The organism is Microbacterium sp. K36, assembly GCF_004794355.1.
GTDB classification, from domain to species: domain Bacteria; phylum Actinomycetota; class Actinomycetes; order Actinomycetales; family Microbacteriaceae; genus Microbacterium; species Microbacterium paraoxydans_D.
On sequence record NZ_SSDN01000072.1, the window covers coordinates 50,005 to 74,255 of the forward strand.

Consider the following 24,251-nt stretch of genomic DNA (forward strand, 5'->3'; position numbering starts at 1 on the left):
GGACGGCGGCGGGCACGGGTTTCGCCGCCGCCGTGTCTCAGGTCCGCTGGCGGTTGCGCAGCGAGTCGAGGAAGACGGCCAGCAGGACGACGACGCCGACGACGATGTTCTGCCACTCGGGCTGGATCGACATGATCCGGAGGCCGTTGACGAGGACGCTCATGATGAGCGCACCGATCACGGTTCCGAGGATCGAGCCGCGGCCGCCGAGCAGCGAGGTGCCGCCGATGATCACGGCCGCGATGGCCTGCAGCTCGTAGCCGGTGCCGATCTGCGGCTGGGCCGAGTCGAGGCGGGCGGCGATCACGATGCCCGCGATGCCGGTGAAGGCGCCGGCGAACATGTAGATGAGGATCGTCCAGCGGCGGGTGTTGACGCCGGAGAGGCGCGTGGCCTCCTCGTTCGATCCGATCGCGAAGGTGTACCGGCCGAGCAGCGTCTTCGACAGCACGAGCCAGGCGACGATCGCGAGGGCCGCGGTGATGAGCACCGCGTTCGGGATGCCGGGGATGAGCACGCCGAGCGCGATCTTCTTGAAGTCGGGAGCCGAGGTCGAGAAGTAGATCGGCGCGACGTTCGAGATGACGAGGGCGAGGCCGCCGGCGATCATCATCATGGCCAGCGTCGCGATGAACGGAGGCAGCCGCAGGAACGTGATGTTGACGCCGTTCACCAGGCCCATGAGCACACCTGTCGCGATGCCGCCGAGCACGCCCACCCACACCGGCAGGCCGAGGTTGGTGATGAGCACACCCGTCATCACGGCGCAGAGCGCCATGCCGGTGCCGATCGACAGATCGATGCCGCCCGTGATGATGACGAACGTCGTGCCGAGGGCGAGGATGCCGATGACCGCGGTCGACAGCAGCACCGTGGCGATGTTGCTGAAGGTGAAGAAGTTCGGGCTGGCGACCGAGAAGAAGATGACCAGGACGATCAGGGTGCCGAATGCGAGCGACTGCTGGAACTGCCGCTTGAGGAAGCCGGCGACGTCGCGCTTGTCGGTGTCCTCGTTGACGGCCGTCTGGATGATCGTCGTCGTCGACGATCCGGACTGCTGTGGGGTGCTCATCAGTCTTCCTCCCCGTGGGCTGCGAGTTGCATGATCTTCTCCTGGCTGGCTTCCTCGTTGCGGAGCGTCCCGGTGATGCGACCGTTCGCGAACACGGCGATGCGGTTCGCGACCCGGAGGATCTCGGGGAGCTCCGACGAGATGACGATGATGGACTTGCCCGCGTCGGCGAGCTGCTGCATGAGGCGGTAGATCTCCTCCTTCGCGCCGACGTCGATGCCTCGCGTCGGCTCGTCGAAGATGAGGATGTCGCAGTCGCGCATCAGCCACCGGGCGATGACGACCTTCTGCTGGTTCCCTCCGGAGAGGAGCTTGACGACCTGGTTGACCGAGGGGGTCTTCACCCGCAGCTGCTGGACGTACTCCTTGGTGCGGTTCTTGGCCTTGCTGTCGCCCATCCAGCCGATGCCGTTGGCGTAGGAGCCGAGCGACGCGAGCACGGTGTTGAAGGTGACGTCCTGCTCGAGCATGAGGCCGAGCAGCTTGCGGTCCTCGGAGAGGTAGCCGACGCCGTGCTTGACCGCGTCCGCGGGCTGCGCGATGCGGACGGTACGCCCGCCGATCGTGATCGTGCCGCCGTCACGGTGGTCCGCGCCGATGACGGCACGGGCGGTCTCGGTGCGGCCGGCGCCCATGAGGCCGGCGAATCCGAGGATCTCGCCCTTATGCAGCTGGAACGACACGTCCTTGAGGAGCTTCCGCGTGGAGAGCCCCTGCACGTCGAGCACGACCGGGTCGTTGAGGTGCTCGCGGGCCTGCGGGCGGGTGCCCTCGTCGATCACGCGGCCGACCATCATCTCGATGATCGTCGGGATCGTGATCTCGGACTTGTCGAGTGATCCGATGTATGTGCCGTCGCGGAGGACGGTCACCCGGTCCGCCAGGCGGCGCAGCTCGTCCATGCGGTGCGAGATGTACACGATGCCGGTGCCACGGGCCTTGAGCTGCTCGATGAGGACGAAGAGGGTCTCGACCTCGCTGTCGGTGAGGGCCGACGTCGGCTCGTCCATGATGAGGACCTTGGCGTTGAAGGACAGCGCCTTGGCGATCTCGACCATCTGCTGCTCAGCCACCGTCAGCTCGCCCACGCGCTGGCGCGGGTCGAGGTGGATGTCGAGGCGCTGCAGCAGCTCCGCCGTCTGCCGGTTGAGCTTCCGCTCCGACAGGAACGGGCCCGTCGTGGGCTCGCGGCCGACGTAGATGTTCTGCGCGACCGTGAGGTCGGGCATCAGGTTGAGCTCCTGGTGGATGATCGTGATCCCCAGCTCCTGCGCCTGCAGCGGGCTGGTGAGCTCGACCTCCTGCCCCTCGAACGTGATCGTGCCCTCGTCCTTGGTGTAGATCCCGGAGAGGATCTTCATCAGGGTGGACTTGCCGGCACCGTTCTCACCCACGAGTACGAGCACCTCGCCGGCGCGCACCTCGAGATGCACGTCCTTCAGCGCCTGGACACCGGGGAATCCTTTGCTGATCCCCTCGACCCTCAGGATGGGTCCACTCATGCGCTCACCTGCTTCCTTGAAGGTTCTGTCGCGATTGCGGCGGACCGTTCCGCCGTAAACATCGGATCAATTCTGCGACCTGCACCCGGGTCAGTGCAAGTTGTATCTAAATGTATCTAACGATCGGCGGCGAGGGAAGACCTGTAATAACATCTTGGTCTCGAACCGCCGCCCGGGCGTCAGTGGAGGCGGATCGAATCGACGGCGACGAGCTTGTCGCGGGTGTAGGCGTTCGCGTGCGCACCCAGCTCGTCGTTGTCGGTCCAGAGGTTGCGCCAAATGCCGAGCATGCGGCTGAGGTCGGGCGCGACCACCGCCGAGGAGAACGACTCGAACACGATGGGGCCGTCGTAGCCGATGCGCCCGAGCGCCTTGAAGAACGTGTCGAAGTCGACCGTCCCGGTGCCGAGATAGCCGCGGTGGCTCTCGCCGATGTGCACGTACCGCAGGGCGGGAGCCGCATCGAGCACCGGCGCGAACATATCCGACTCCTCGATGTTCATGTGGTACGTGTCCAGGTGGATGCCGAGGTTCGGGCGGTCGACCTCGCCGAGGTACGCCAGCGCCTGCCGCGCGGTGTTCAGCACGTTGGTCTCGTAGCGGTTGACGACCTCGAGCGAGACCGAGACCCCGCGCGCGGCGGCGTGGTCGGCGACCCGCGCGATGGTGCGACGACTCGCTGCCAGACCCGCCGGCGTCACCGGATCCATGTACTTCTTCATCGCGCTGTAGATCACCCCGCAGAAGTGCGTACCGCCGAGCTCGGCGAGCACGTCGACCGCGCGGAGCAGGAGCGCCTCGCCCGCGGCGACCACGGCAGGGTCACCGCTCGTGATGTCGGTCTCGTCGGAGAGCCCGAGCGAGGCGCTGACCGCGAGTCCGTGCTCCGCGAGGGCGGCCTGGGCGGCGGCAACGTCGAACGAGAACGGGTCCATCAGCGGGAACTCGATGAGGTCGAAGCCCGCCTGCTTCGTCTTCTCGACCGCGAGCCGGATGCCGTCCGCGTCGAAGGTCCCCGTCCAGACGAGTCCGTGGCAGCCGATGTTCATGAGCGCTCCTCCGGCGGGTGTCCGGCACCGTCGCCGCGCAGACTTGGCACGTTACAAGTCCGGTGTTCGAGTCACGCTACGTCGCCCTCCGCCGGGGTGTCAAGAACTTTCTTGGCACGTTACAAGTCCTCCGCTAGCCTGGGCCTCATCCGGCCGCGCCAGCGGTCCCATCGCCGAAGGAGGCCCATGCCCGCGAGCGTGAAGGATGTCGCGGCTCTCGCGGGGGTCTCGGCGTCGACGGTGTCGAACTACCTGAATCACCCGCACGTCCTCGGCGCCGCCAGCCGCGAGCGCGTGCGCGCCGCGATCGCCGAGCTCGGCTTCGTGCCGAACGAATCGGCCCGTCAGCTCCGCGCCGGATCGAGCAAGGCCCTCGCCCTCATCCTCCTCGACGCCTGGCTGCCGTACTTCAACGACCTCTCCCGCGGCGTCGACGACGTGGCCCGCGAGGGCGGCTGGTCGCTCTTCTTCAGCGACAGCGCCCGCGATGCCGCCCGCGAGGAGCAGAACATCGACATGTTCGAGGCCCACCGGGTGCAGGGCATCGTCATCTACCCGCGCGGCGATGTCGTGCCACGGCTGGAACAGCTCGCGACCCGCGGGATCCGCTCGGTGGTCGTCGGCCCCATCCGGGATTCGCCCTCCGTCGCCGCGGTCACCTTCGACGACCGCGGTGGCGGACGGCTGGCCGGCGAGCACCTGCTCTCCCTCGGCCGTCGCCGCATCCTGTTCCTCGGAGCCCCGACGGTGAGCCAGTCGAACGACCGCCTGGCGGGCTTGCAGGACGCCGTGGCGGGGACCGACGCCCGCGTCTCCGTCCTCGACGTCGAGCATCTCACGACCGAAGACGGCCTCCGTGCCGGGGCGCACCTGACGGACCTCCCGACGGAAGAGCGTCCCGACGCGGTCTTCGCCGCGAACGACGGGGTGGCCCTCGGCGTGCTGACGCAGCTGCTGCGCCACGGCATCCGGGTGCCGGAGGAGATCGCCCTCGTCGGCTTCGACGACGTGGCCGCCGCACACCAGGGCGTGGTGCCGCTGACGAGCGTCCGGCAGCCCGGCTACGAGATCGGTCGCGCCGCCGGGGCCGCGCTGCTGCAGCTCCTCGCCGATCCGACCGCCGCGCCCCCGGCGCCCACGCCGTTCCCCGCCGAGCTCATCGTGCGGGAGTCGACCGTCGGGCGCTGAACCCCCGGGTCAGGCCGAGGGGTGGCCGACCACGCCCTTCCGGAGGAGCGCGTTGCCGTACTTCCGCGTCTCTCCCGTGCGCACCATCAGATACGCCTCCTTCGCGACCTCGTAGTACGCGAACCGCTCCACGAAGCGCGTGCTGTCGAGCTCCGTGCCCGCCGCGGCCATGAGCTCGCGCTGCACATCCAGCACCTCGCCGTCGGCCGAAGTCATCAGGTCGATACCGGGCGCGTCGTCCAACGGCAGCACGCTGCGGATGGCCGCGACGACCTCGGGCGTCGTGGTGCCGGGAAGATCGACCACGCGCGCCCCGAGACCCCAGGCCGGGAAGTGCGCGTCGGCGACGACCACCGCGTCGGAGTGCCCCATGCGGTCGAGATGCAGCAGCAGCTCCCCGGTCAGCAGCGGGTGGATTCCTTCGAGCACGGCGGCTCCTCTCGGTGGGCGGAGGTCAGGAGGCGGGGATGAGGCCCTCGGCCGCGAGGTTCTCCCACAGGGCCGACGGGATCTCCAGGGCAGCGTACTCGGCGTTCTGCCGGAGCTGCGCGGGCCGACTGCCGCCGACCACCACGGAACGCACCACGTCGGCCTGCAGCGGGAACCGGATCGCGGCGGCCGGCAGGGGCACATCGTGATCGGCGCACACCGCGGCGATCCGCACGAGCCGATCCCACAGCTCGTCCGGAAGCTGCCCGTACTCGTAGCGGCCGTCCCGTCGCGGCTCGTTCGAGGCGAGGAGTCCGGAGTTGAACACCGACGCCGCGACGATCCCCGTTCCGGTCTCGCGGCACGCGGGCAACACGTCGACGGCGGCGGGCTGCTCCAGCAGCGTGTACCGACCGGCCACCATCACGAGGTCGAGGTCGGCGGAGCGCACGGATGCCGCGAGGGCCTCCGACACCATCGAGCCGATGCCGATCGCGGTCACCTCACCGTCCGCGCGCAGCTGCTCCAGGGCGGGAAGGGCCTCGGCGAGCGCGAGGTCGAGGTCGTGCCGCTCCGGGTCGTGCAGGTAGAGCAGGTCGATGCGCTCGATGCCCAGGCGCTCGCGGGACTCGTCCAGGCTCGTCCGGATGCCGTCCGCCGAGAAGTCCCACACGCGCTGAAGGTCGTCCGCCACGTGGAAGTCGTTCGCGGTGTCAAGGCCGCCGGCGTGATCGGGATTCGGGCGCAGCAGACGGCCGACCTTGGTCGAGAGCACGTACTCCTCCCGCGGCTTGGTCTGCAGGAAGGCTCCGAGGCGACGCTCGGAGAGCCCGAGGCCGTAGTGCGGAGCGGTGTCGTAGAAGCGGATGCCGCTCTCCCACGCCGCGTCCAACACGGCCCAGGCGTCGTCGTCGGACAGCTCGCGGAAGAGGTTGCCGACGTTCGCAGCCCCATAGCCGAGAGTCGGGACGGTCAGGCGGTCAGGCGTGGACATGCGCGCCCGTCCAGGTGTACTCCGCGATGCTGTCGGCCTTCATCTCCATGCCCGTACCCGGCGCGGTCGGGGCCATGTAGGAGCCGCCCTGGATGTCGGTCGGCACGACGAAGTGCTCGTGCAGGTGGTCGACGAACTCGATCAGGCGGCCCTCGCGGGTACCGGAGACGGCGACGAAGTCGAACATCGACAGGTGCTGCACGGCCTCGCACAGCCCCACGCCGCCGGCGTGCGGGCACACCGGCACGTCGAACTTCGCCGCGAGCAGCAGGTTGGCGATGTTCTCGTTGACCCCCGCGACGCGGACGGCGTCGATCTGCATGACCGAGATCGCGTCGGCCTGCAGCAGCTGCTTGAAGATCATCCGGTTCTGCGCGTGCTCTCCGGTGGCGACGCGGATGGGTGCGACGCCGCGGGCGATTTCGGCGTGGCCGAGGATGTCGTCGGGGCTCGTGGGCTCCTCGATCCAGGCGGGGTGGAACTCGGCGAGCGCGTTCACCCACTCGATGGCCTCCGACACCTCCCAGCGCTGGTTCGCGTCGATCGCGATGGGGAAGTCGGGTCCGCAGACCTCGCGCGCCTTGCGGAAGCGGCGGATGTCGTCCTGCAGGTCGGCACCGACCTTGAGCTTGATCTGCGTGAACCCGTCGGCCATGGCCTCGCGGGCGAGGCGCTCGAGCTTCTCGTCCGAGTAGCCGAGCCAGCCGGGGCTGGTCGTGTAGCCGGGGTAGCCGGTGGCGAGGAGCTGCTGCTCGCGCTCGGCCCGGCCGGGCTCCGCCGCGCGCAGGATCTCCAGGGCCTCCTCGCGGGTGAGGGCGTTGGTGAGGTAGCGGAAGTCGACGAGGTCGACGAGCTCCTCCGGGGTCATCCGGGCGAGCAGCTGCCAGAGCGGGAGACCGGCGCGCTTGGCCTTGATGTCCCACAGCGCGTTGACGACCGCGCCGATGGCCATGTGCATGACGCCCTTCTCCGGTCCCAGCCAGCGAAGCTGCGAGTCGCCGATGATCTCGCGGAACGTGCCGCCCATGTCGTCGAGCAGCGGCTCGATCTCACGCCCGACGAGGTGCCCGGCGAGCGCGTCGATCGCGGCGACCTGCACGTCGTTGCCGCGGCCGATCGTGAAGACGAAGGCGTGCCCCTCGATGCCGTCGCCGGCGTCCGTGCGGACGATGACGTACGCGGCGGAGTAGTCGGGGTCCGGGTTCATCGCGTCGGAGCCGTCCAGGCTCAGCGACGTGGGGAAGCGGATGTCGGTGGTGTCGAGGGCGACGATACGGCTCACGGGGTTCCTCTCCATGCGCGGGTCGTTCTTCCGCGCGGATCTCTTGGAGTGTAAACATCCGATGTCTATACTGTCAACGAGACCGGCCGCTGAGCAGCGGCCTCCCGAACGATCAGGAGAATCATGAAGTTCGCGCGGCTCGGCACCCCGGGGGCGGAGATCCCCGTCCTCCTGGAGGGTGACCGCTACCTCGACCTCCGCCCGGTGACATCCGATGTCAACGGCGACTTCCTTGCGGGAGACTTCGTCGCCCGCGTCGCCGCCGCCCGCGACGCCGGGGAGCTCTCCGAGCTGCCGGACGCCGCGACGATGCGCATCGGCGCCCCGATCGCCCGCCCGAGTGCGGTGATCTGCATCGGGATGAACTACGCCGCCCACGCCGCGGAGTCGGGGTCGGAGCCGCCGACCATCCCCATCATCTTCCTCAAGACGCCCAACACGGTGGTGGGCCCGAACGACGCCGTGACCATCCCGCGCGGGAGCGAGAAGACCGACTGGGAGGTCGAGCTCGGCATCGTCATCGGCACCCGCACCGCGTACCTCGACTCCCCGGAGGAGTCGATGGCGCACGTCGCCGGCTTCGTCGCCGCGAACGACGTGTCGGAGCGCGACTTCCAGATGGCGGTCTCCGGCGGGCAGTGGTCGAAGGGCAAGATCGCCTTCGGCTTCAACCCCACGGGTCCGTGGCTGGTCACGCCGGACGAAGTCGACCACCAGGCGCTCGGCCTCCGCAGCTTCGTGAACGGCGAGCCGCGGCAGGACTCGAACACGAGCGACATGATCTTCACTGTCGAGCAGATTGTGCACCACCTGTCGCAGTACGTGACGCTCGAGCCCGGTGACCTGATCCTCACCGGCACTCCGCAGGGCGTGGCCCTGTCCGGCAAATACCCCTACCTGGCGGCGGGCGACGTGGTCGAGATCGAGATCGACGGCCTCGGCCGTCAGCGCCAGGATTTCATCGCATGGAAGGCAGAGAAGTGACCCTTCGACAGGCTCAGGAACCCGACGCCGGCACGGAAGGCCTCGTGGCCATCGTCACCGGTGGCGCTTCCGGCATCGGCGCGGCGATCGCCGACCGTCTGCACACGGACGGCGTCACCGTCGCAGTCCTCGACCGTGACACCACGCACGCCGACGAGCGGTTCGCCGCGTTCACCGCCGACGTCTCCGACCGCTCGAGCGTGCACGCCGCCGTCGCCGCCGTCGCCGAGCGCTTCGGCCGCATCGACATCGTCGTCAACAACGCCGGCATCGGCGCACAGGGCGACATCGCCGCGAACGACGACGATGAGTGGGCGCGCGTCCTCTCCATCAACGTCACCGGCATCGCACGGGTGACGTCGGCGGCACTGCCCTGGCTGCGGAAGTCCCCGGCCGCCGCGGTGTGCAACACGGCCTCGATCGCCTCGACCACCGGGCTCCCGCAGCGGGCGCTGTACTCCGCGTCGAAGGGCGCCGTATCGGCTCTGACCCGCGCGATGGCCGCCGACCACCTGCGCGAGGGCATCCGCGTCAATGCGGTCAACCCCGGCACCGCGGACACGCCCTGGGTCGGACGACTGCTCGACTCCGCGGACGACCCCGCCGCCGAGCGGGCCGCGTTGGAGGCACGACAGCCCCACGGACGCCTGGTGAGCCCGGACGAGGTCGCCGCCGCGGTGGCCTACCTCGTGAGTCCCGCCGCCGGCTCCACCACGGGCACCTTCATCGAGGTCGACGGGGGGATGGCGCAGCTCCGCCTCCGCCCCGAGTGATCCGATCTTCCCGACGGCCCGGTGTCTCCCCGCGAGACCCCGGGCCGTCCCCGTCCCGTCCCGTCCAGTCCCCCGGCCGGGATCAATCCCGCTCCCCCTTCCCGTCCCGCGTGCGCCTTTCTCATCCCGCACGCCTCCTCGCCCCGCGTAAAGGGGGGTGGGGGGCTAGAGGGAGTAGACGGAGGTGGCGGTGGCGTGGAAGAGGGCGTCGTGATCGATGCCGCGGGAGGAGGCCCACGTCGCCACGGCGTCGGCCCAGCGGCTGCGGGCGGAGGGCTGATACACCGGAGAGCCGTCGGCGGGAGCATTCGGGCCGTCATGCTCCACGGGGCCGACCGCCGACACGGGCCAGTCGCTCCCCCACATCAGGCGCTCGGGACCGAAGACGTCGGCCGCGGTGTCGAGGAAGGGTTCGAGCTGCGCGAGGCTCCAGTCCCCTCCGGCCTCCGCGGGGAGTCCGGACACCTTGCAGAACACCCCGGGGTGTCGCGCCAGCTCGGCGAGGTCGCGCTCCCACTCCACAGAGGGCGTGCGCGGAGCAGAAGCCGTCCCGACCTCCGGCTTACCCAGGTGGTCGAGCACGATCCGCAGCTCGGGGATCGCGCCGGACAACCGTGCGACGTCGGGGAGCTGCCCCGCCCGCACGCACGCGTCGAAGGTCCACCCGTGCGCCGCGACCTCCCGGGCTCCGGAGATGAAGGCCGACGAGAGCATCACGCCGTCCGGCTCCCCCTGCAGCAGGTGACGCACCCCGACGACCAGGGGTTCCGCGGTGAGGCTCTCCAAGTGCACCGTGGTGTCGGTGCCGCGATCGAGCCGGACGCCGGCGACGATGCCGACCACCCCGAGCCGCTCCGCCTGCCCGGCCACCCACCGCACCTCCGCGAGGAAGTCGTCCTCGGCGGTCTCGGCCTGCACGAACACGGCCCGCTCGGCCGTGGCCCGCTCCACCCGCGCACGGTCGAGCTCGTCGGCGCCGAAGCGCCCCGCGAGCGGCCCCTCCAGCCACGTGTACTCGAGGGCCTCCGGGTCCCACAGGTGCAGGTGCGAGTCGAGGATGCGCATGTCCCCATCCTGCCGCAGACATCGGATGTTGTGCGAGGATGAGCGCCATGGCAGTGACGGACGAGGCGATCGAGAAGATCAAGGCGATGATCGTGTCGGGCGAACTGGCCCCCGGCGATCGCCTCCCCCCGGAGAAGGAGCTGTCCGAGCGCCTCGGCCTCTCCCGCAACTCCATGCGCGAGGCGGTCAAGGCGCTGGAGGTCATCCGTGTCCTCGACGTGCGGCGCGGCGACGGCACCTATGTCACGAGCCTGGAGCCGCACCTGCTGCTGGAGGCGATCGCGTTCGTCGTGGACATGCACGACGACGACTCGATGCTGGAGATGTTCGCCGTCCGCCGGATGCTCGAATCCCAGGCCACCGGGCTCGCGGCGACCCTCGGCACGGACGAGGCGATCGCGGCCCTGCAGGAGGAGGTGGAGGCCGTCGACGCGTCCGTCGGGATCGAGGAGCTCGTCGACCACGACATCCGCTTCCACCGCGAGATCGTGGGCATGGCGGGCAACGCCTACCTCGCGAGCCTCATCGAGCACCTGAGCAGCCAGACGGTCCGGGCGCGCGTGTGGCGGGGCCTCACGGAGGGCGGCGCCGTGGAGCGCACCCTGTCGGAGCATCGCGCCATCGCCGACGCCATCGCCCAGCGCGACTCGGCATTGGCGACCTCCCTCGCCACGGCCCACATCGCGGGTGTCGAGCGGTGGCTGCGGCAGGCCGCGTCGGCCTGAGCCGTCAGGCCCCGAGGCGCTGCATCGCGGCGTCGAACTCCGCCGCCGAGCTGCCGCTCACCGCGTGGAACAGCATCTCGTCGAGCACGTCGGGCGCGGCGGTGAAATACGGGACGCCGGCCGCGCGCAGCCCCGTGATGTCGTCGGCCGAGCGCAGGGACGCGGCGAGCACATTGGAGCCGCTGCCCGCGCACATCTCCTGCATCCGGGCGATGAGCGCGTCGCCGTCCATGCCCGCGTCGCGCATGCGTCCGAGGTAGGGCGCGATGTACTGGGCGCCGATCGAGGCGCACGCGAGCGCCTGCGCGACGGAGTACACCGCCGTGACGAGGACCGTGGCCCCGTCCCGGACGAGGGCCGAGGCCGTCGCGAAACCAGCTGCGGTCGCGGGCACCTTGACCACCACCCGGTCGCCGAGCGCGCGGATGCCCTCCGCGTTCCGCAGAAAGGAGTCCGTGTCGCCACCCCACGTCTGGAAGAACACCTCGCGAGCCCCCTCGTCCACCCAGCGGGCATAGAGCTCGGGGATCTCCGCAGCCGTCCGCCCGCCGCGCTCGAGGATCGTGGGGTTCGTCGTGACGCCGTGCACGACACCGGCGGAGAGCAGCCGCGAGACGCGGTCGGTGTCGGCGCTGTCGACGTACAGGCGGGGCGCGATCGCGGTCATCGGGGTCTCCTCGCGGACAACCTGTCGTTACAGGTGGGGCTTCGGCTAATGTAATGACAGCTCCCGAACCTTGTCAAAGACCGGGAGCCCCGCGCTGTCGAGGAGGATCAGGAGCGAGATGACACCCGCACACCCCGGCGACCGCTCCGGCGTCGTCATCGTCGGCAGCGTGACGGCCGACGTCACGACCTTCTCCCAGCGGCTCCCTGCCCGCGGCGAGACCATCCTCGGCGACGAGTTCACGCTGATGCTCGGCGGCAAGGGCGCGAACCAGGCCGTCGCGGCCGGGCGCTCCGGAGCCCGCACGAGCTTCGTCGGGTGCGTCGGCGACGACCTGTTCCACGACCTCGTGGTGGACGGGCTCACCGCGGCCGGCGTCGACCTCGCGCACCTGCGCACCGTGCCGGGTCCGACCGGCATCGCGCACATCCGCGTCGACGCCTCCGCGCAGAACGACATCGTCATGGTGCCGCTCGCCAACGCCGCCCTCAGCACGGCGCAGATCGACGAGGCCCTCGCGGCTCTCGCCCCGACGACCTCCGTCCTGCTCACCCAGCTGGAGACCCCGTCCGCCCTGACCGCGCACATCACCGCGCGGGGTCGCGAGCACGGGATGACCGTGATCCTCGATCCGGCGCCGGCGGCGGAGCTGGCACCGGAGATCTGGCGGAGCATCGACATCGTCACCCCGAACGAGACCGAGGCGTCGCTCATCAGCGGCATCGAGGTGACCGACGCCGCCTCCGCCGAGCGCGCCGGGCACTGGTTCCTGGAGCAGGGCGTGGGCGCCGCGGTCATCACCCTGGCCGGGCAGGGGTCGTGCGTCGTCACCGCCGAGGGCGCCACCGTCGTCCCGCCGTTCCCCGTGGAGGCCGTCGACACCACCGCTGCGGGCGACGCCTATGCCGGCTACCTCGGTGCCGCGCTCGCAAGCGGAGCGGCCCTCACCGATGCGGTGCGGCTGGCGACCGCCGCGGGCGCCCTCACCGTCACGAAGCAGGGGGCCTCACCGAGCCTCCCCCACCGCGCCGACGTCGAGGCCTTCCTCGCCGCGCGCACCGCGGCCCCCGTCGCGAACTGAACCAGGAGCACACGATGCGCAAGACCTCGACCACGATCAACCCGGCGCTCTCCCGCGTCATCAGCGAGACCGGGCACACCGATCTGATCGTCGTGACCGACGCCGGGCTGCCGATCCCGCCGGGCTCCGAGCGCATCGACCTCGCCTACCGTCCCGGCGCCCCCGCCTTCCTCGACGTGCTCGACACGGTGCTCGCGGAGCTCGTGGTCGAGGGGGCGACGGTGTCGGCCGAGGTCGCCGAGAAGAGCCCGGAGGTGCTCGACGCCCTGCGCGAGCGCTTCGCCGGCGCAGGCTTCGAGATCGAGCTCGTCCCGCACGTGGAGTTCAAGCAGCGCACGCACGCCGCCCGCGCCTTCGTGCGCTCCGGGGAGTTCACCCCGTACGCGAACGTGATCCTGCACGCGGGGGTGGCGTACTGATGTCTCTCATCGAGGATGCGATCGACCGCCACAGCGCGGCGCCGATGTACGACCAGCTCCGGCAGCTCATCATCGACGGCATCGCCCGCGACGGTCTGCAGCCGGGGGATCCCCTCCCGGGCGAGCACCGGCTGTGCGAGCGCTACGGCATCTCCCGCACGGTGGTGCGCCAGGCGCTCGCCCAGCTCGAACACGAGGGACTCGTCGAGCGCGTGAAGGGCAAGGGCACCTTCGTCTCCCGCCCGCGCACGAGCGAGAGTCTCGTGCACACGCTCGTCGGGCTGTACGACGACGTCGAGCGGCGCGGCGGCCACGTGCACAGCGACGTCCTCCGGCACGAGCAGACCGTCGCCGACGAGGAGGTCGCCCTCGCCCTGGAGGTGCCGGTCGGATCGCCGGTGATCGTGCTGGAGCGACTGCGGCACGTCGACGGCGAGCCCTGGTCGCTCTCGACCACGTGGATGCCGGAGGCGGTGGGGGCGGTGACGCTCGGCGCCGACCTCACCGAGGCGTCGCTGTACCGGCTGCTCGCCGACCACGGCATCATCGCCACGCACGGCGTCCGCTCCGCCGAGGCGACGGTCGCCACGCACGAGCAGGCCCTGCACCTCGGCGTGAGTGCCGGCTCCGCCCTCCTCCGCCTGCGCAGCATCAGCCGCAGCGAGGACGGGCTGCCGATCGAGTACTTCATCGCGTACCACCGCGGCGACCGCTCGCGCTTCGAGTTCCAGCTCCAGCAGGAGCAGTCCCAGGCGTCGCTGATGCACGTGGACGGATCGGGCGGCGCCTCCCCTGCGGGCACGGTGGGCTGAGCCGGGTCCGCCCCGGGGCCCGGCTGTTCTCCATGCCGGAATGACGGTGCCGGCCCCGGTACGCTCGAGGGCATGAGCGACTGGACCAGCACCGCGATCGCCCTGCTGGAAGCCGATGCCAACCGCAGCGCCGACACGCACCTGCACCTGTTCCCGCTGCCGCCGGAGTGGGGCATCGACCTCTACCTCAAGGACGAGTCGGTGCACCCGACCGGCTCCCTCAAGCACCGCCTCGCGCGGTCCCTCCTCCTCTACGGGCTCGTCAACGGGCGCATCCGCGAGGACACGACCCTCGTGGAGTCGTCGAGCGGGTCGACCGCGGTGTCGGAGGCCTACTTCGCCCGGATGCTGGGGCTGAAGTTCATCACCGTCGTGCCTCGGTCGACGGTGCAGGAGAAGATCGACCTCATCGAGTTCTACGGCGGCACCTGCCACTTCGTCGACCGCGCGGAGGACATGTCCCCGGAGGCGCAGCGCCTGGCGGCGGACTGCACCGGGCACTACCTCGACCAGTTCACGTACGCCGAGCGTGCGACCGACTGGCGCGGCAACAACAACATCGCCGACAGCGTGTTCGGCCAGCTCGCCCAGGAGCGGCATCCGATCCCCCGCTGGATCGTCACGGGCGCCGGCACCGGGGGCACTAGCGCCACGTTCGGCCGTTACGTGAAGTACCGCCGTCATGACACCCGGATCGCCGTCGTCGATCCCGAGGGCTCGGCCTTCTACGACGGCTGGGCGGGCACGGTCGACCCGCCCGCCGGACGCCCGAGCCGCATCGAGGGCATCGGGCGTCCGCGGGTGGAGGCCTCCTTCGTGCCGTCCGTGATCGACGAGATGATCCAGGTGCCGGACGCGGGCTCCATCGCCGCGATCCGCCTGCTCCGCGAGCGCACCCTTCACTGGGCGGGCGGCTCCACCGGCACGAACCTCTACGGCGCGTTCCAGCTCATCGCGCGGATGCGTGCCGCGGGCGAGACCGGCAGCGTCGTGACCCTGATCTGCGACAGCGGGGTGCGGTACGCCGGCACGTACTACTCGGACGACTGGGTGGCACAGCAGGGGTGGGACCTCGCGCCGCACCGTGCGCGGCTGGAGCGGTTCCTGGAGACCGGGGTCTGGGCGGAGTGATCCCCGGGTTACGCTGACCCCATGACCACACTCATCCTCACCGTCGCGGGTGCCGATCGTCCAGGCCTCGTGGCCGCCGTCGCCGATGTCGTCGATGCCCACGGCGGCAACTGGGAGAACAGCTCCCTCGCCGAGCTCGCCGGCACGTTCGCGGGTGTCATCGAGGTGTCCGTGCCGACGGAGCGCACCGGGGAGCTCGAGACCGCACTCCGGGGGATCCAGGGCCAGGGTCTGCTCACGCTCTCGGTGCTCACCGGCACGCCAGGGCCGTCCGAGGACGAGGAGCAGCTGCTCGTGATGCAGGTGCTCGGCAACGACCGCCCCGGGATCGTGCGCGAGGTGTCGGCGGTGCTGAACGCGCACGCCCTGAGCATCGAGGAGCTCACGACCGAGACCCGGGAGGCCGCGATGGCCGGCGGGCGGCTGTTCGAGGCCTCGGTGATCGCGAAAGTCCCGCCGACGGTCGACCTCGACGCCCTGCGTGCCGACCTCGAGCGCCTCGCGTCCGAGATCCAGGTCGACATCAACCTCGGCTGACCCCGTTCGAATCGCCTGAATGGCTCCATTCGGCCGCCGGATGGGACCAATCGGGCGATTCGAACGGAGTCAGAGGCCGGAGTACCGCCGCACCCAGTACTCGGTGTAGGCGACGTGGGCGGACGCGGCGGCCGAGGCCGCGACCGGATCCGCGGCGGCGAGGCCGCGCAGGATCGCACGGTGGCCGGCGTCGGAGTGGATCTTGAGCTCCGCGGCATCCTCCGGGTCGGAGATCCGGTAGGCACGGGAGCGGGAGCGCAGCACGTCGATCAGGCTGGTCAGCGCCTCGTTGCCCGCGACCGACGAGATGGCCATGTGGAACTCATGGTCGAGGCGGGACTGCGCCTCGAAGTCCGTCGTCGACTCGATCTCGGTGAGCACCTCGTCGAGCGCGGCCACCGTGTCGTCGTCGATACGGGCCGCGGCGAGCGCCGCCGCATGGGGCTCGAGCACCCGACGGAGCTCGGTCAGCTCCAGCACCCCGGCCATCGGCAGCAGTCCGACGGTGAGGGAGAGACTGCCGATGAGGTCGGCGGCGCGGAGCTCGCTGACGTAGCTGCCGGAACCGTGCCGCGTCTCCAGCACCCCCAGTGCGGCAAGGGTGCGGATGGCTTCGCGGAGCGATCCCCGCGAGACGCCGAGCCGTTCGCACAGCTCCCCCTCGCTCGGCAGCCGGTCGCCGGGGCGCAGAGCGCCGTCGGCGATGAGAGCCCGCAGCCCGTGCAGCGCCGTGTCGAGTGCGCTCATCGTCATCCTCTCTGCCACTCCCCCACCCCTCGTGAAGTCTGTCGGACACACCGGTCGCCGCAAACTCGTATGACAACTATGTTTCATCTTCTCGGTTTCGTAGCCAAAAGCGAAGGCTTATGGCAAAGTTGTGCAACAACTCGCCCCCACTCATCGATGAGGTCCGATGCCCGCTCCGCAGTTCCCCGCTCCGCTCACGCTGAACTCCGGCCTGCGGGCGCGCGATGCCTGGCCGCTCGACCCGACCGTGATCCACCTGAACCACGGGTCCTTCGGGGCGGTGCCTTCGGTGGTCGTCGCCCACCAGGACGCGCTGCGCCGCCGCGCCGACCTCAGCCCCGTCGAGTGGTTCCCTCGGATCGCGGAGCGCGTGCAGGACGCCAGGGAGCGGACGGCCCCGTTCGTGGGAGCGCGCGCGGAGGACAGCGTGTTCGTGCCCAACGCCTCCGCCGCGGCCACCGTCGTCTACAACGCCCTCCAGCTCGACAGCGGCGACGAGATCCTCGTGACCGACCAGGGCTACGGCGCCATCACCATGGGCGCCGAGCGCCTCGCCCGACGATTCGGCGCCTCCGTCCGCACGGTCGCGCTTCCCCTGCTCGCGGATGACGACGAGATCGTGCAGCTCTTCGCCGATGCCCTCACCCCGCACACGCGGCTGCTCGTCGTCGACCAGATCACCTCGCCCACGGCCCGCCTGCTGCCCACCCGCCGCATCGCCGACCTCGCGGCCGAGCGCGGCGTGCGCACCCTCGTCGACGGCGCCCACGCTCCCGGCCTCATCCCGGACGCGGCGGCCGTCGCCGGCGGCGACTGGTGGTTCGGCAATCTGCACAAGTGGCCCTGCGCCCCTCGCGGCTCCGCCCTCCTCGTCACCACCGCCTCCGACCGCGATGAGCTCTGGCCGCTGATCGACTCCTGGGCCGCGCGCGAGCCGTACCCCGAGCGCTTCGACACCCAGGGCACGATCGACGCGACGACCTACCTCGCCACCCCCACCGCGATCGAGTTCATCGAGGCCGAGTTCGGATGGGCGGCCGCCCGCGACGCCATGGCCGCACGGGCCGACGCCGGCGCCGAGCTCATCGCCCAAGCCCTGCGCCCCTTCAGCGACGAGAATCCGCTGACCCCTCTCCCCTCCCCGGTGCCGTCCATGCGGCTCATCCGGCTGCCGCTCGGCCTCGGTGCCACGCGCGAGGAGGCCGACGCGCTGCGCATGGACCTCCTCGACGAGGTCGGCGTGGAGACCGCGTTCACCAGCTTCCGCGGCGTCGGCTACTTCCGCCTCTCCGCGCACCTGTACACGGAGGCGTCCGACATCGAGGCGTTCGTCGAGCGCTGCGTCCCCGCGATCCTGCGCCGCGCCGGCATCCGCCTCGCGGACGCCCTGATCCTCCCCTGACCCGCATCACCTCCCGCACGACCCACCCGAACACCCACCCACCCCCACCGAGAGGCACATCGTGAAGAACAAGATCTTGACGACCGCAGCCGGAGTCGGCACCGTCGCCGTCCTCGCACTCACCGGCTGCTCCGGAGGCTCCGGCTCGTCCGGCGGCGACGGCAGCGTCACCCTCCAGATGGTCGAGAGCCTGACGAACCCGGCGCGCACCGAGCTGCTCCGCGGACTCCTCGACGAGTTCGAGAAGGACAACCCCGACATCACCGTCAACCTGGTCTCCCCGCCCACCGAGCAGGCCGACCAGAAGATCCAGCAGATGCTGCAGTCCGGCAAGGGCGTCGACGTGCTCGAGGTGCGCGACATCACCGTCGGGCCGTTCGCGAACAACGGCTGGCTCTACGACCTCGGCGCCGATCTGAAGAAGTGGGACGGCTGGGACGCCCTGACCGAGAACGCGCAGTCCGCCTCGGTCGCGGAGGACGGCAAGAGCTACTTCGTCCCCTACGGCTTCTACGGGCTGTCGCTGTTCTACCGCACCGACCTCGTGAAGGACGCCGGCTTCGACGGCCCGCCGCACAGCTGGAAGGACCTGCTGGAGCAGGCGTCGGCGATCCAGGACCCGTCGAACAACATCTACGGCTACGCGTTCCGCGGCGGTCAGAACGCGAACAGCAACGTCGTCGCGGCGATCGAGGCCTACACGATCGACGGCCTCGACACGGAAGACGCGTTCCTCATGGAGGACGGCTCGACGATCTTCGCGGCCCCCGAGGCGCAGGAGGCCGTCGACGACTACTTCGATCTGTTCACCGAGGCCTCGCCGCCGTCCGCCGTCTCGTGGGGCTACCCCGAGATGGTCGCCGGGTTCACGAACGGCACCACGGCCTTCCTCCTGCAGGACCCCGAGGTCATCGCGACGGTGCAGGACTCCTCGCTGACCGAGGACCAGTGGGACACCGCGCCGCTGCTCGTCGGCCCGTCCGGCAAGGCCGCGCAGCCCCTCGCCGTCGCCGGCTGGGGTGTCGCGGAGAACAGCGAGCACAAGGAGGCGGCGGTGAAGCTCGTCGAGTTCCTGTCGTCCGCCGAGCCCGCCACCGAGTTCGCGCAGGCGAACAGCCTCGTCCCGATCATCGCGGCCGCCGCGGACGACGAGTTCTACTCCACTGGCCCGTGGACCAGCTACGTGACCATGACCGAGGACCCGGAGACCTACGTCAACGTGCGCCAGCCGCGCGGGGTGAGCTGGTGGACCGAGTGGATCCAGAAGTCCGACCAGGACGTGCAGAGCGTGCTGCTCGGCAACATGTCCACGAAGGACCTCCTCGCCTCGTGGGACGCGTTCTGGACCGAGAAGTACGCCGCGGAGAAGGGTTGATCCGTGGCCCGCACCATTCGTGAAGGGGGCTCCGTCGGCACCGCCGGCGGGGCCTCCCCGGCATCGCGTCGCCGCCCCTTCCGAGGTCGCACCGCGCTCACGCTGCTGGCCTTCCTCGCGCCGGCGATCGTCTTCGTCTGCTGGTTCACCTACTGGCCGATGCTGCAGGGCGCCCGCATGGCCTTCCACGACTGGAACCTGTGGGATCTCACGTCGACGCCGTTCGTGGGTTTCGACAACTTCCTCGCCGTGTTCCGGGATCCCGCCTTCCCGACCGTGGCGTGGAACTCCGTCCTCTGGGTGGTCGGCTCGCTCGTGCCGCAGCTCGTGATCGGGTTCCTCATCGCCCTCGCCCTGCGCAAGCGGTTCCGCTTCCGCGGGCTCTACCAGGCGCTGGTGTTCTTCCCGTGGGCGGTGTCCGGCTTCCTCATCGGCATGCTGTTCCGCTGGATGTTCAACGCCGAGTTCGGCGTCGTCAACGACCTGCTCATGAAGGCGGGTCTGATCGACGCGCCGCTGCCGTGGCTGGCCGACCCGAAGCTCGCGATGTTCGCCGTGATCGTCGCGAACATCTGGTACGGCGTGACCTTCTTCGCGATCATGATCCTCGCGGCTCTCCAGTCGGTGCCGGACGAGATGCTGGAGGCGGCGAGCCTCGACGGCGCCGGCAAGGTGCGGCAGCTCTTCTCCATCATCATCCCGTACATCTCGATGACGCTGCTGCTCACGATCCTGCTGCGCGTGATCTGGATCTTCAACTTCCCCGACATCATCTACGCGATGACGAACGGCGGCCCGGCCAACCAGACCCACATCATCACGACGTGGATGATCAACTACACGCAGCAGGGCAACTACGGCATCGCGAGCGCCATCGGGCTCATCGTCGTGGCGTTCCTCATGGTGTTCTGCGCGTTCTACCTGATGGCGATGCGGAGAGTGCAGCGATGACCATCACCTCATCCGTCCGGACCGGCTCCTCGGTCACGGAGACCCGTCGCATCACGGTGCCCGACCCGAAGGCCGCCCCGCGTCCCAAGCCCCGCGTCACGGTGGGCGGCGTCGTGCGCATCGTCGGCCTGGGGCTGTGGCTGCTGATCACCCTGTTCCCGCTGTACTGGATCACGCTCACCGCGTTCAAGTCGCCGGGCACCATCAACCGCTTCCCGATCGAGTACTGGCCGAGCGAGCCGTCGCTGGACAACTTCACGAGCCTGTTCGAGAAGAGCTCGTTCGGGACGTTCCTGGCGAACTCGGCCATCGTGGCGGTGTCGGCAGGCGCTGTGGCGACGCTCATCGCCCTGCTCAGCGCCTACGTGCTGGCGCGGTTCGAGTTCCGCGGCAAGGGGGCGGTGCTCATCGCGTTCCTGTTGACGCAGATGATCCCGGCGTTCATCGCCCTCGGACCGCTGTACTCGATGATGACCGACCTCGGACTCGTCGACACCAAGCCGGGCCTCATCCTCGTCTACATCGCGATCTGCATCCCGTTCTCCACGGTCATGCTGCGGGGCTTCTTCGAGAACGTCCCCGACGCGCTGGAGGAGGCGGCGATGATCGACGGCTGCTCGCGCCTGGGCGCCCTGTTCCGGGTGCTCGTTCCGGTGATGACCCCCGGCATCATCGCGGCGTTCATCTTCAACTTCGTGAACTGCTGGAACGAGCTGTTCCTGTCGGTCGTGCTGATGAACACCGACGCGAACCGCACCGTGCCATCGGCGTTGAACGGCTTCATCTCCACGTTCAACATCGACTGGGGCTCCATGAGTGCCGCAGCTGTGCTGACGATCCTCCCGACGATGGTGATGTTCGCCCTCGCCAGCCGCTGGATCGTCCAGGGCCTCACGGCCGGGGCCGTCAAGGAGTAGCCCGCCCGAATAGCGCAAATGGTCCCATTCCCGGACGGAATGGGACCATTTGCGCTCTTCGAAGGCCTAGACGAGCCGGGACTTCGGCGACACCGAGTACGTGTGCTCGGCGTCGCGGTTGACCGTGTCGCCGAGGGCCTCGTCGATCGCGGTCATGGTGTCGGCGTCGAGCTTCACGCCGGAGGCCTTGACCGTGTCGGCGAGCTGCTCCGGACGGGAGGCGCCGACCAGGGCCGCCGCGACGTTCGGATTCTGCAGCACCCATGCGATCGCGAGCTGCGGCATCGACAGCCCCGCCTGCTCGGCGATCGGCTTGAGGCGCTGCACCGCGGTGAGGATGTCGTCCTGCAGGAAGCTCTTGATGAAGCCCGCACCCGAGTTCTGATCCGTCGCCCGAGACCCCTCCGGCACCGGCTGACCCGGGAGGTACTTCCCGCTCAGCACGCCCTGCGCCATCGGCGACCAGACGATCTGCGAGATGCCGAGCTCCTCCGACGCGGGGACGACCTTGCCCTCGATGACCCGCCACAGCATGGAGTACTGCGGCTGGTTGGAGATGAGCTGGATGCCGAGCTGCTTCGCCAGGGCGTGTCCTTCGCGGAGCTGCTCCGCGGTCCACTCCGAGACGCCGATGTAGAGCGCCTTGCCCTGACGGACGACGTCGGCGAAGGCCTGGAACGTCTCCTCGAGCGGGGTCTCGTAGTCGAAGCGGTGTGCCTGGTAGAGATCGACGTAGTCGGTGCCGAGGCGCTGCAGCGAGCCGTTGATCGACTCCATGATGTGCTTCCGGCTCAGGCCGGTGTCGTTCGGACCCTTGGGGCCGGTCGGGAAGTAGACCTTGGTGAAGATCTCGAGGCTCTCGCGACGCTGGCCCTCCAGAGCCTTGCCGAGCACGACCTCGGCGGCCGTGTTGGCGTAGGTGTCTGCGGTGTCGAACGTGGTGATGCCGGCGTCCAAGGCGGCGTGCACGGTCTTGACCGCGGCATCGTCCTCGACCTGCGAGGCGTGCGTGACCCAGTTGCCGTACGTGATCTCCGAGACCTTGAGACCGCTGTTGCCGAGATAGCGATAGTTGACCATGGACCAACGCTAGTCCCGCCAGGGGGAGCGGCGGGCCGGATCGACCGTGATCGTCAGGCGGTGGCGGGCGCCGGTCCGCGGCGGCGGGACGTGAGCGCGGACCCGACCAGCACCCCGATCGCGGCGAGCGCGCTGATCGCGTACAGGGGCAGCGCCCAGGGGGAGGCATCGCCGCCGCTGATCCCGAAGGTGTCGGCGAGCCCCATGCCCGGGCCGAACGACGCAACGAAGTATGCCGGAGCCCCGCCCATGAGCAGCGCGAGGAACGTCATGCCGGCCACCACCGCGGGCGCCCGGGTGAGGAGGCACACGATGGCCGTTCCGATGGCCAGGCACACCCCCGCACCGAGGATGCCGAGGACCGTCGGCGGCATGAGGCTCTCCCCGGCGTTCGACATCGCGGCCCGGACCTCGTCGAGAGAGAGGCCGCCCGGGGCCGCGGCGAGCGGGTTGAGCACGAGGATCTGCACCGCGGCGAGGGCGGCGTACGCGGTGACGGCCAGCACCCCCGCGATGCAGATCCAGAGGGTGGGACGGGGCACCGGTGTCATGCGGTCACCCTAGGCAGAGCTGCTGAGAGTCTCCCGGTACTCGCGCCAGGCGTCGCCCAAGCGGCGCACCCCCTCCGTGAGCACGTCGTCCGGCGCAGTGAACGGCAGGCGCACATGGTCGTCCGGGGCGGCGGCCGAGACCGCGAAGGCCTCGGTGCCCGCGATCGAGACCCCGTGCGCGGCGGCGACGCGCGCGAGAGCCGACGCGGAGCCCCGCGGAAGTCCCGCCCACAGCGAGAGTCCGCCCCGAGGGGCGTCGGAGGTCCAGTCGGGGAGGTGCGCGGCCATCAGCTCCTGCAGCAGGAGGAGTCGCTCCTGGTGCACGCGGCTGTTGGCGCGACGGAGCTCCGTCGCATGCGCGATGAGGTCGAGCGCGAGGAGCTGGCCGGGCACACTCGTGGACTGGTCGGCGAGCTGCCGCGCTCCGCGGAGCCGCCGGACCAGCACCGGGTCGGCCCGCAGCCACCCGATCCGCAGTCCGGCCCAGGCCCACTTCGACACGGATTCGACGACGACCACCGGGGCATCCGGCCGTTCCGACGCGAGCGTGGGCGGCACGACCCCGTCGAACGAGATCCCGGCGACGACGCGGTCCTCGATCACGGGAACCCCGTACTGCGCGGCGAGGGTGGCCACGCGGTGGCGGGCCGCCGCGGGCAGTCGCGTCCCCGTCGGATTCTGGTGGTGCGGGTTGAGCGCGACGAGCACAGGACGCAGCCGGGCCATCGCCTGCTCCAGCGCGTCGACGTCGAGGCCGTCCGCGCCCATCGGCACGCCGTGCACGGTGCCGCCGCGAAGCCCCACGGAGTCGGTCACGCCCGGCCAGGTGATCTCCTCCGCGAGCACGACGTCACCCGGTTCCACGAGCGCGTTGACGACGAGGCTGATGGCCTGCTGCGCGCCGTGGGTCACGAGGATCTGCTCAGGCGTGGTCGGCGTCCCCTCGGCGCGGTACATGTCGGCGATGAGTTCGCGGAGCGCGGGGAGCCCCGCGGGGTCGGTCTCCGGGAGCAGGGCGAGGTCGAGCCGCGGCTGGTGGTCGCGGATGAGCTGCACACCGAGGTCTGGGATGTGCGGCACCGTCCGGAGCAGGTCGATCGCATTGGGGAGAGCTGAGAACAGGGCCTCGCCGCGGCCGGGACGACGGTCCGCCGCGGGCGCCGTCCTCGCGCCCGAGACCCTCGTCCCGCTCCCCTGCCGGCGCTCGACGAGGCCCTGCTCGGCGAGAGAAGCATAGGCGGACACGACCGTGCCCCGCGAGACCGCGACCACCGCGGCGAGCGCGCGTTCGGCAGGCAGGCGGTCGGCGGGGCGCAGCTCACCACTGCCGATCAGGGCGCCGATCGCCGCGGCGAGTCGCGAGGAGAGCGTGCCGTCGCCGTGCGCCCAGCGGCCGAGGCGTGCGGCGAGGGCGGTCGCGGAGACCTCCCCGGCCTGGACGAGGGGGCCGGGGACCGATCCGTGGGCCACCGGCGTCGCATTGGCCCTGTCGAGAGTGTCCATGAGACCTGATTCTGG

At 70.1% G+C, this 24,251-nt stretch carries 25 protein-coding genes; 13 read left to right on the forward strand and 12 right to left on the reverse strand.

The genetic code is table 11. The annotated features are described in order from the left end of the window. Positions 1-37 precede the first annotated feature (37 nt). The 3 genes from DW296_RS08190 to DW296_RS08200 all read right to left on the reverse strand — a co-directional run bounded on the left by DW296_RS08190 (position 38) and on the right by DW296_RS08200 (position 3,623). Complete coding sequence (locus tag DW296_RS08190) at positions 38-1,072, reverse strand: ABC transporter permease (protein ID WP_205807905.1); 1,035 nt, start codon at positions 1,070-1,072, stop codon at positions 38-40. Continuing rightward, positions 1,072-2,574, reverse strand: coding sequence for a sugar ABC transporter ATP-binding protein (locus tag DW296_RS08195; RefSeq protein ID WP_136051827.1), 1,503 nt, complete (start codon positions 2,572-2,574; stop codon positions 1,072-1,074). Before DW296_RS08195 ends, DW296_RS08190 begins: the two co-directional genes overlap by 1 nt. A gap of 179 nt (positions 2,575-2,753) precedes the next feature. Beyond that, positions 2,754-3,623 (reverse strand): sugar phosphate isomerase/epimerase family protein, encoded by an 870-nt coding sequence (locus DW296_RS08200; RefSeq protein ID WP_136051828.1) that lies wholly within the window; start codon positions 3,621-3,623, stop codon positions 2,754-2,756. 186 nt (positions 3,624-3,809) lie between these two features. On the opposite strand from DW296_RS08200, the gene DW296_RS08205 reads away from it, so the two are divergent. Continuing rightward, complete coding sequence (locus DW296_RS08205; RefSeq protein ID WP_136051829.1) at positions 3,810-4,811, forward strand: LacI family DNA-binding transcriptional regulator; 1,002 nt, start codon at positions 3,810-3,812, stop codon at positions 4,809-4,811. Between the two features lie 9 nt (positions 4,812-4,820). Here the strand turns inward: DW296_RS08205 and DW296_RS08210 are convergent, their stop codons facing one another. Genes DW296_RS08210 through DW296_RS08220 form a run of 3 tightly spaced genes read right to left on the reverse strand, consistent with a single transcriptional unit; the run spans position 4,821 to position 7,516 of the window. Next, entirely contained in the window at positions 4,821-5,240 is a 420-nt protein-coding gene (locus tag DW296_RS08210; RefSeq protein WP_136051830.1) for an RbsD/FucU family protein, read from the reverse strand. 25 nt (positions 5,241-5,265) lie between these two features. Continuing rightward, positions 5,266-6,234, reverse strand: coding sequence for an aldo/keto reductase (locus tag DW296_RS08215; protein ID WP_136051831.1), 969 nt, complete (start codon positions 6,232-6,234; stop codon positions 5,266-5,268). Beyond that, positions 6,221-7,516, reverse strand: a complete 1,296-nt coding sequence (locus DW296_RS08220; protein WP_136051832.1) for an L-fuconate dehydratase — start codon at positions 7,514-7,516, stop codon at positions 6,221-6,223. The genes DW296_RS08215 and DW296_RS08220 overlap by 14 nt, the downstream gene beginning before the upstream one ends. 123 nt (positions 7,517-7,639) lie before the next feature. On the opposite strand from DW296_RS08220, the gene DW296_RS08225 reads away from it, so the two are divergent. Both DW296_RS08225 and DW296_RS08230 read left to right on the forward strand, forming a co-directional pair. Beyond that, positions 7,640-8,500, forward strand: a complete 861-nt coding sequence (locus DW296_RS08225) for a fumarylacetoacetate hydrolase family protein (protein WP_136051833.1) — start codon at positions 7,640-7,642, stop codon at positions 8,498-8,500. Beyond that, positions 8,482-9,273: an SDR family NAD(P)-dependent oxidoreductase gene (locus DW296_RS08230; RefSeq protein WP_136051834.1), complete on the forward strand. Its 792-nt coding sequence runs from the start codon at positions 8,482-8,484 to the stop codon at positions 9,271-9,273. The genes DW296_RS08225 and DW296_RS08230 overlap by 19 nt, the downstream gene beginning before the upstream one ends. Before the next feature lie 165 nt (positions 9,274-9,438). Here DW296_RS08230 and DW296_RS08235 read toward each other — a convergent pair whose 3' ends face one another. Beyond that, complete coding sequence (locus DW296_RS08235; protein ID WP_136051835.1) at positions 9,439-10,338, reverse strand: amidohydrolase family protein; 900 nt, start codon at positions 10,336-10,338, stop codon at positions 9,439-9,441. 47 nt (positions 10,339-10,385) lie between these two features. Between DW296_RS08235 and DW296_RS08240 the strand changes: the two genes are divergently transcribed. Then, complete coding sequence (locus tag DW296_RS08240) at positions 10,386-11,063, forward strand: FadR/GntR family transcriptional regulator (protein WP_025105368.1); 678 nt, start codon at positions 10,386-10,388, stop codon at positions 11,061-11,063. Positions 11,064-11,067: 4 nt separating this feature from the next. Here DW296_RS08240 and DW296_RS08245 read toward each other — a convergent pair whose 3' ends face one another. Continuing rightward, positions 11,068-11,730 (reverse strand): transaldolase family protein, encoded by a 663-nt coding sequence (locus DW296_RS08245; protein WP_136051836.1) that lies wholly within the window; start codon positions 11,728-11,730, stop codon positions 11,068-11,070. 118 nt (positions 11,731-11,848) lie between these two features. Here DW296_RS08245 and DW296_RS08250 point away from each other — a divergent pair, with 118 nt between their 5' ends. The 5 genes from DW296_RS08250 to DW296_RS08270 all read left to right on the forward strand — a co-directional run bounded on the left by DW296_RS08250 (position 11,849) and on the right by DW296_RS08270 (position 15,710). Continuing rightward, complete coding sequence (locus tag DW296_RS08250; RefSeq protein ID WP_136051837.1) at positions 11,849-12,811, forward strand: ribokinase; 963 nt, start codon at positions 11,849-11,851, stop codon at positions 12,809-12,811. Positions 12,812-12,825: 14 nt separating this feature from the next. Continuing rightward, positions 12,826-13,230, forward strand: coding sequence for a D-ribose pyranase (rbsD, locus tag DW296_RS08255; RefSeq protein ID WP_136051838.1), 405 nt, complete (start codon positions 12,826-12,828; stop codon positions 13,228-13,230). Continuing rightward, complete coding sequence (locus DW296_RS08260) at positions 13,230-14,042, forward strand: GntR family transcriptional regulator (protein ID WP_136051839.1); 813 nt, start codon at positions 13,230-13,232, stop codon at positions 14,040-14,042. The genes rbsD and DW296_RS08260 overlap by 1 nt, the downstream gene beginning before the upstream one ends. 72 nt (positions 14,043-14,114) lie before the next feature. Then, positions 14,115-15,173 carry a PLP-dependent cysteine synthase family protein gene (locus DW296_RS08265; RefSeq protein WP_136051840.1) on the forward strand — a complete coding sequence of 353 codons (1,059 nt, stop codon included), beginning with the start codon at positions 14,115-14,117 and terminating at the stop codon, positions 15,171-15,173. A 21-nt stretch (positions 15,174-15,194) separates the two neighbouring features. Next, positions 15,195-15,710 (forward strand): glycine cleavage system protein R, encoded by a 516-nt coding sequence (locus DW296_RS08270; RefSeq protein WP_062637081.1) that lies wholly within the window; start codon positions 15,195-15,197, stop codon positions 15,708-15,710. 69 nt (positions 15,711-15,779) lie between these two features. Here the strand turns inward: DW296_RS08270 and DW296_RS08275 are convergent, their stop codons facing one another. Continuing rightward, positions 15,780-16,457, reverse strand: a complete 678-nt coding sequence (locus DW296_RS08275; RefSeq protein WP_060922368.1) for a FadR/GntR family transcriptional regulator — start codon at positions 16,455-16,457, stop codon at positions 15,780-15,782. Positions 16,458-16,623: 166 nt separating this feature from the next. On the opposite strand from DW296_RS08275, the gene DW296_RS08280 reads away from it, so the two are divergent. The 4 genes from DW296_RS08280 to DW296_RS08295 all read left to right on the forward strand — a co-directional run bounded on the left by DW296_RS08280 (position 16,624) and on the right by DW296_RS08295 (position 21,102). Continuing rightward, a complete protein-coding gene (locus DW296_RS08280) occupies positions 16,624-17,859 on the forward strand; it encodes an aminotransferase class V-fold PLP-dependent enzyme (protein WP_136051841.1) in 1,236 nt (411 codons plus the stop codon). A gap of 61 nt (positions 17,860-17,920) precedes the next feature. Then, a complete protein-coding gene (locus DW296_RS08285; protein ID WP_136051842.1) occupies positions 17,921-19,234 on the forward strand; it encodes an ABC transporter substrate-binding protein in 1,314 nt (437 codons plus the stop codon). A 3-nt stretch (positions 19,235-19,237) separates the two neighbouring features. Next, a complete protein-coding gene (locus tag DW296_RS08290; protein ID WP_025105358.1) occupies positions 19,238-20,185 on the forward strand; it encodes a carbohydrate ABC transporter permease in 948 nt (315 codons plus the stop codon). Then, positions 20,182-21,102, forward strand: a complete 921-nt coding sequence (locus tag DW296_RS08295; RefSeq protein WP_205807907.1) for a carbohydrate ABC transporter permease — start codon at positions 20,182-20,184, stop codon at positions 21,100-21,102. The genes DW296_RS08290 and DW296_RS08295 overlap by 4 nt, the downstream gene beginning before the upstream one ends. Before the next feature lie 66 nt (positions 21,103-21,168). On the opposite strand, the gene DW296_RS08300 is transcribed toward DW296_RS08295, so the two are convergent. From DW296_RS08300 to DW296_RS08310, 3 genes are read right to left on the reverse strand one after another with little or no spacing between them, the layout of a single operon-like run. Beyond that, complete coding sequence (locus DW296_RS08300) at positions 21,169-22,182, reverse strand: aldo/keto reductase family protein (RefSeq protein WP_136051843.1); 1,014 nt, start codon at positions 22,180-22,182, stop codon at positions 21,169-21,171. A 53-nt stretch (positions 22,183-22,235) separates the two neighbouring features. Next, positions 22,236-22,733 carry a hypothetical protein gene (locus tag DW296_RS08305; RefSeq protein WP_136051844.1) on the reverse strand — a complete coding sequence of 166 codons (498 nt, stop codon included), beginning with the start codon at positions 22,731-22,733 and terminating at the stop codon, positions 22,236-22,238. A 9-nt stretch (positions 22,734-22,742) separates the two neighbouring features. Beyond that, positions 22,743-24,236 carry an aminotransferase-like domain-containing protein gene (locus DW296_RS08310; protein ID WP_136051845.1) on the reverse strand — a complete coding sequence of 498 codons (1,494 nt, stop codon included), beginning with the start codon at positions 24,234-24,236 and terminating at the stop codon, positions 22,743-22,745. Between the last annotated feature and the right edge of the window lie 15 nt (positions 24,237-24,251).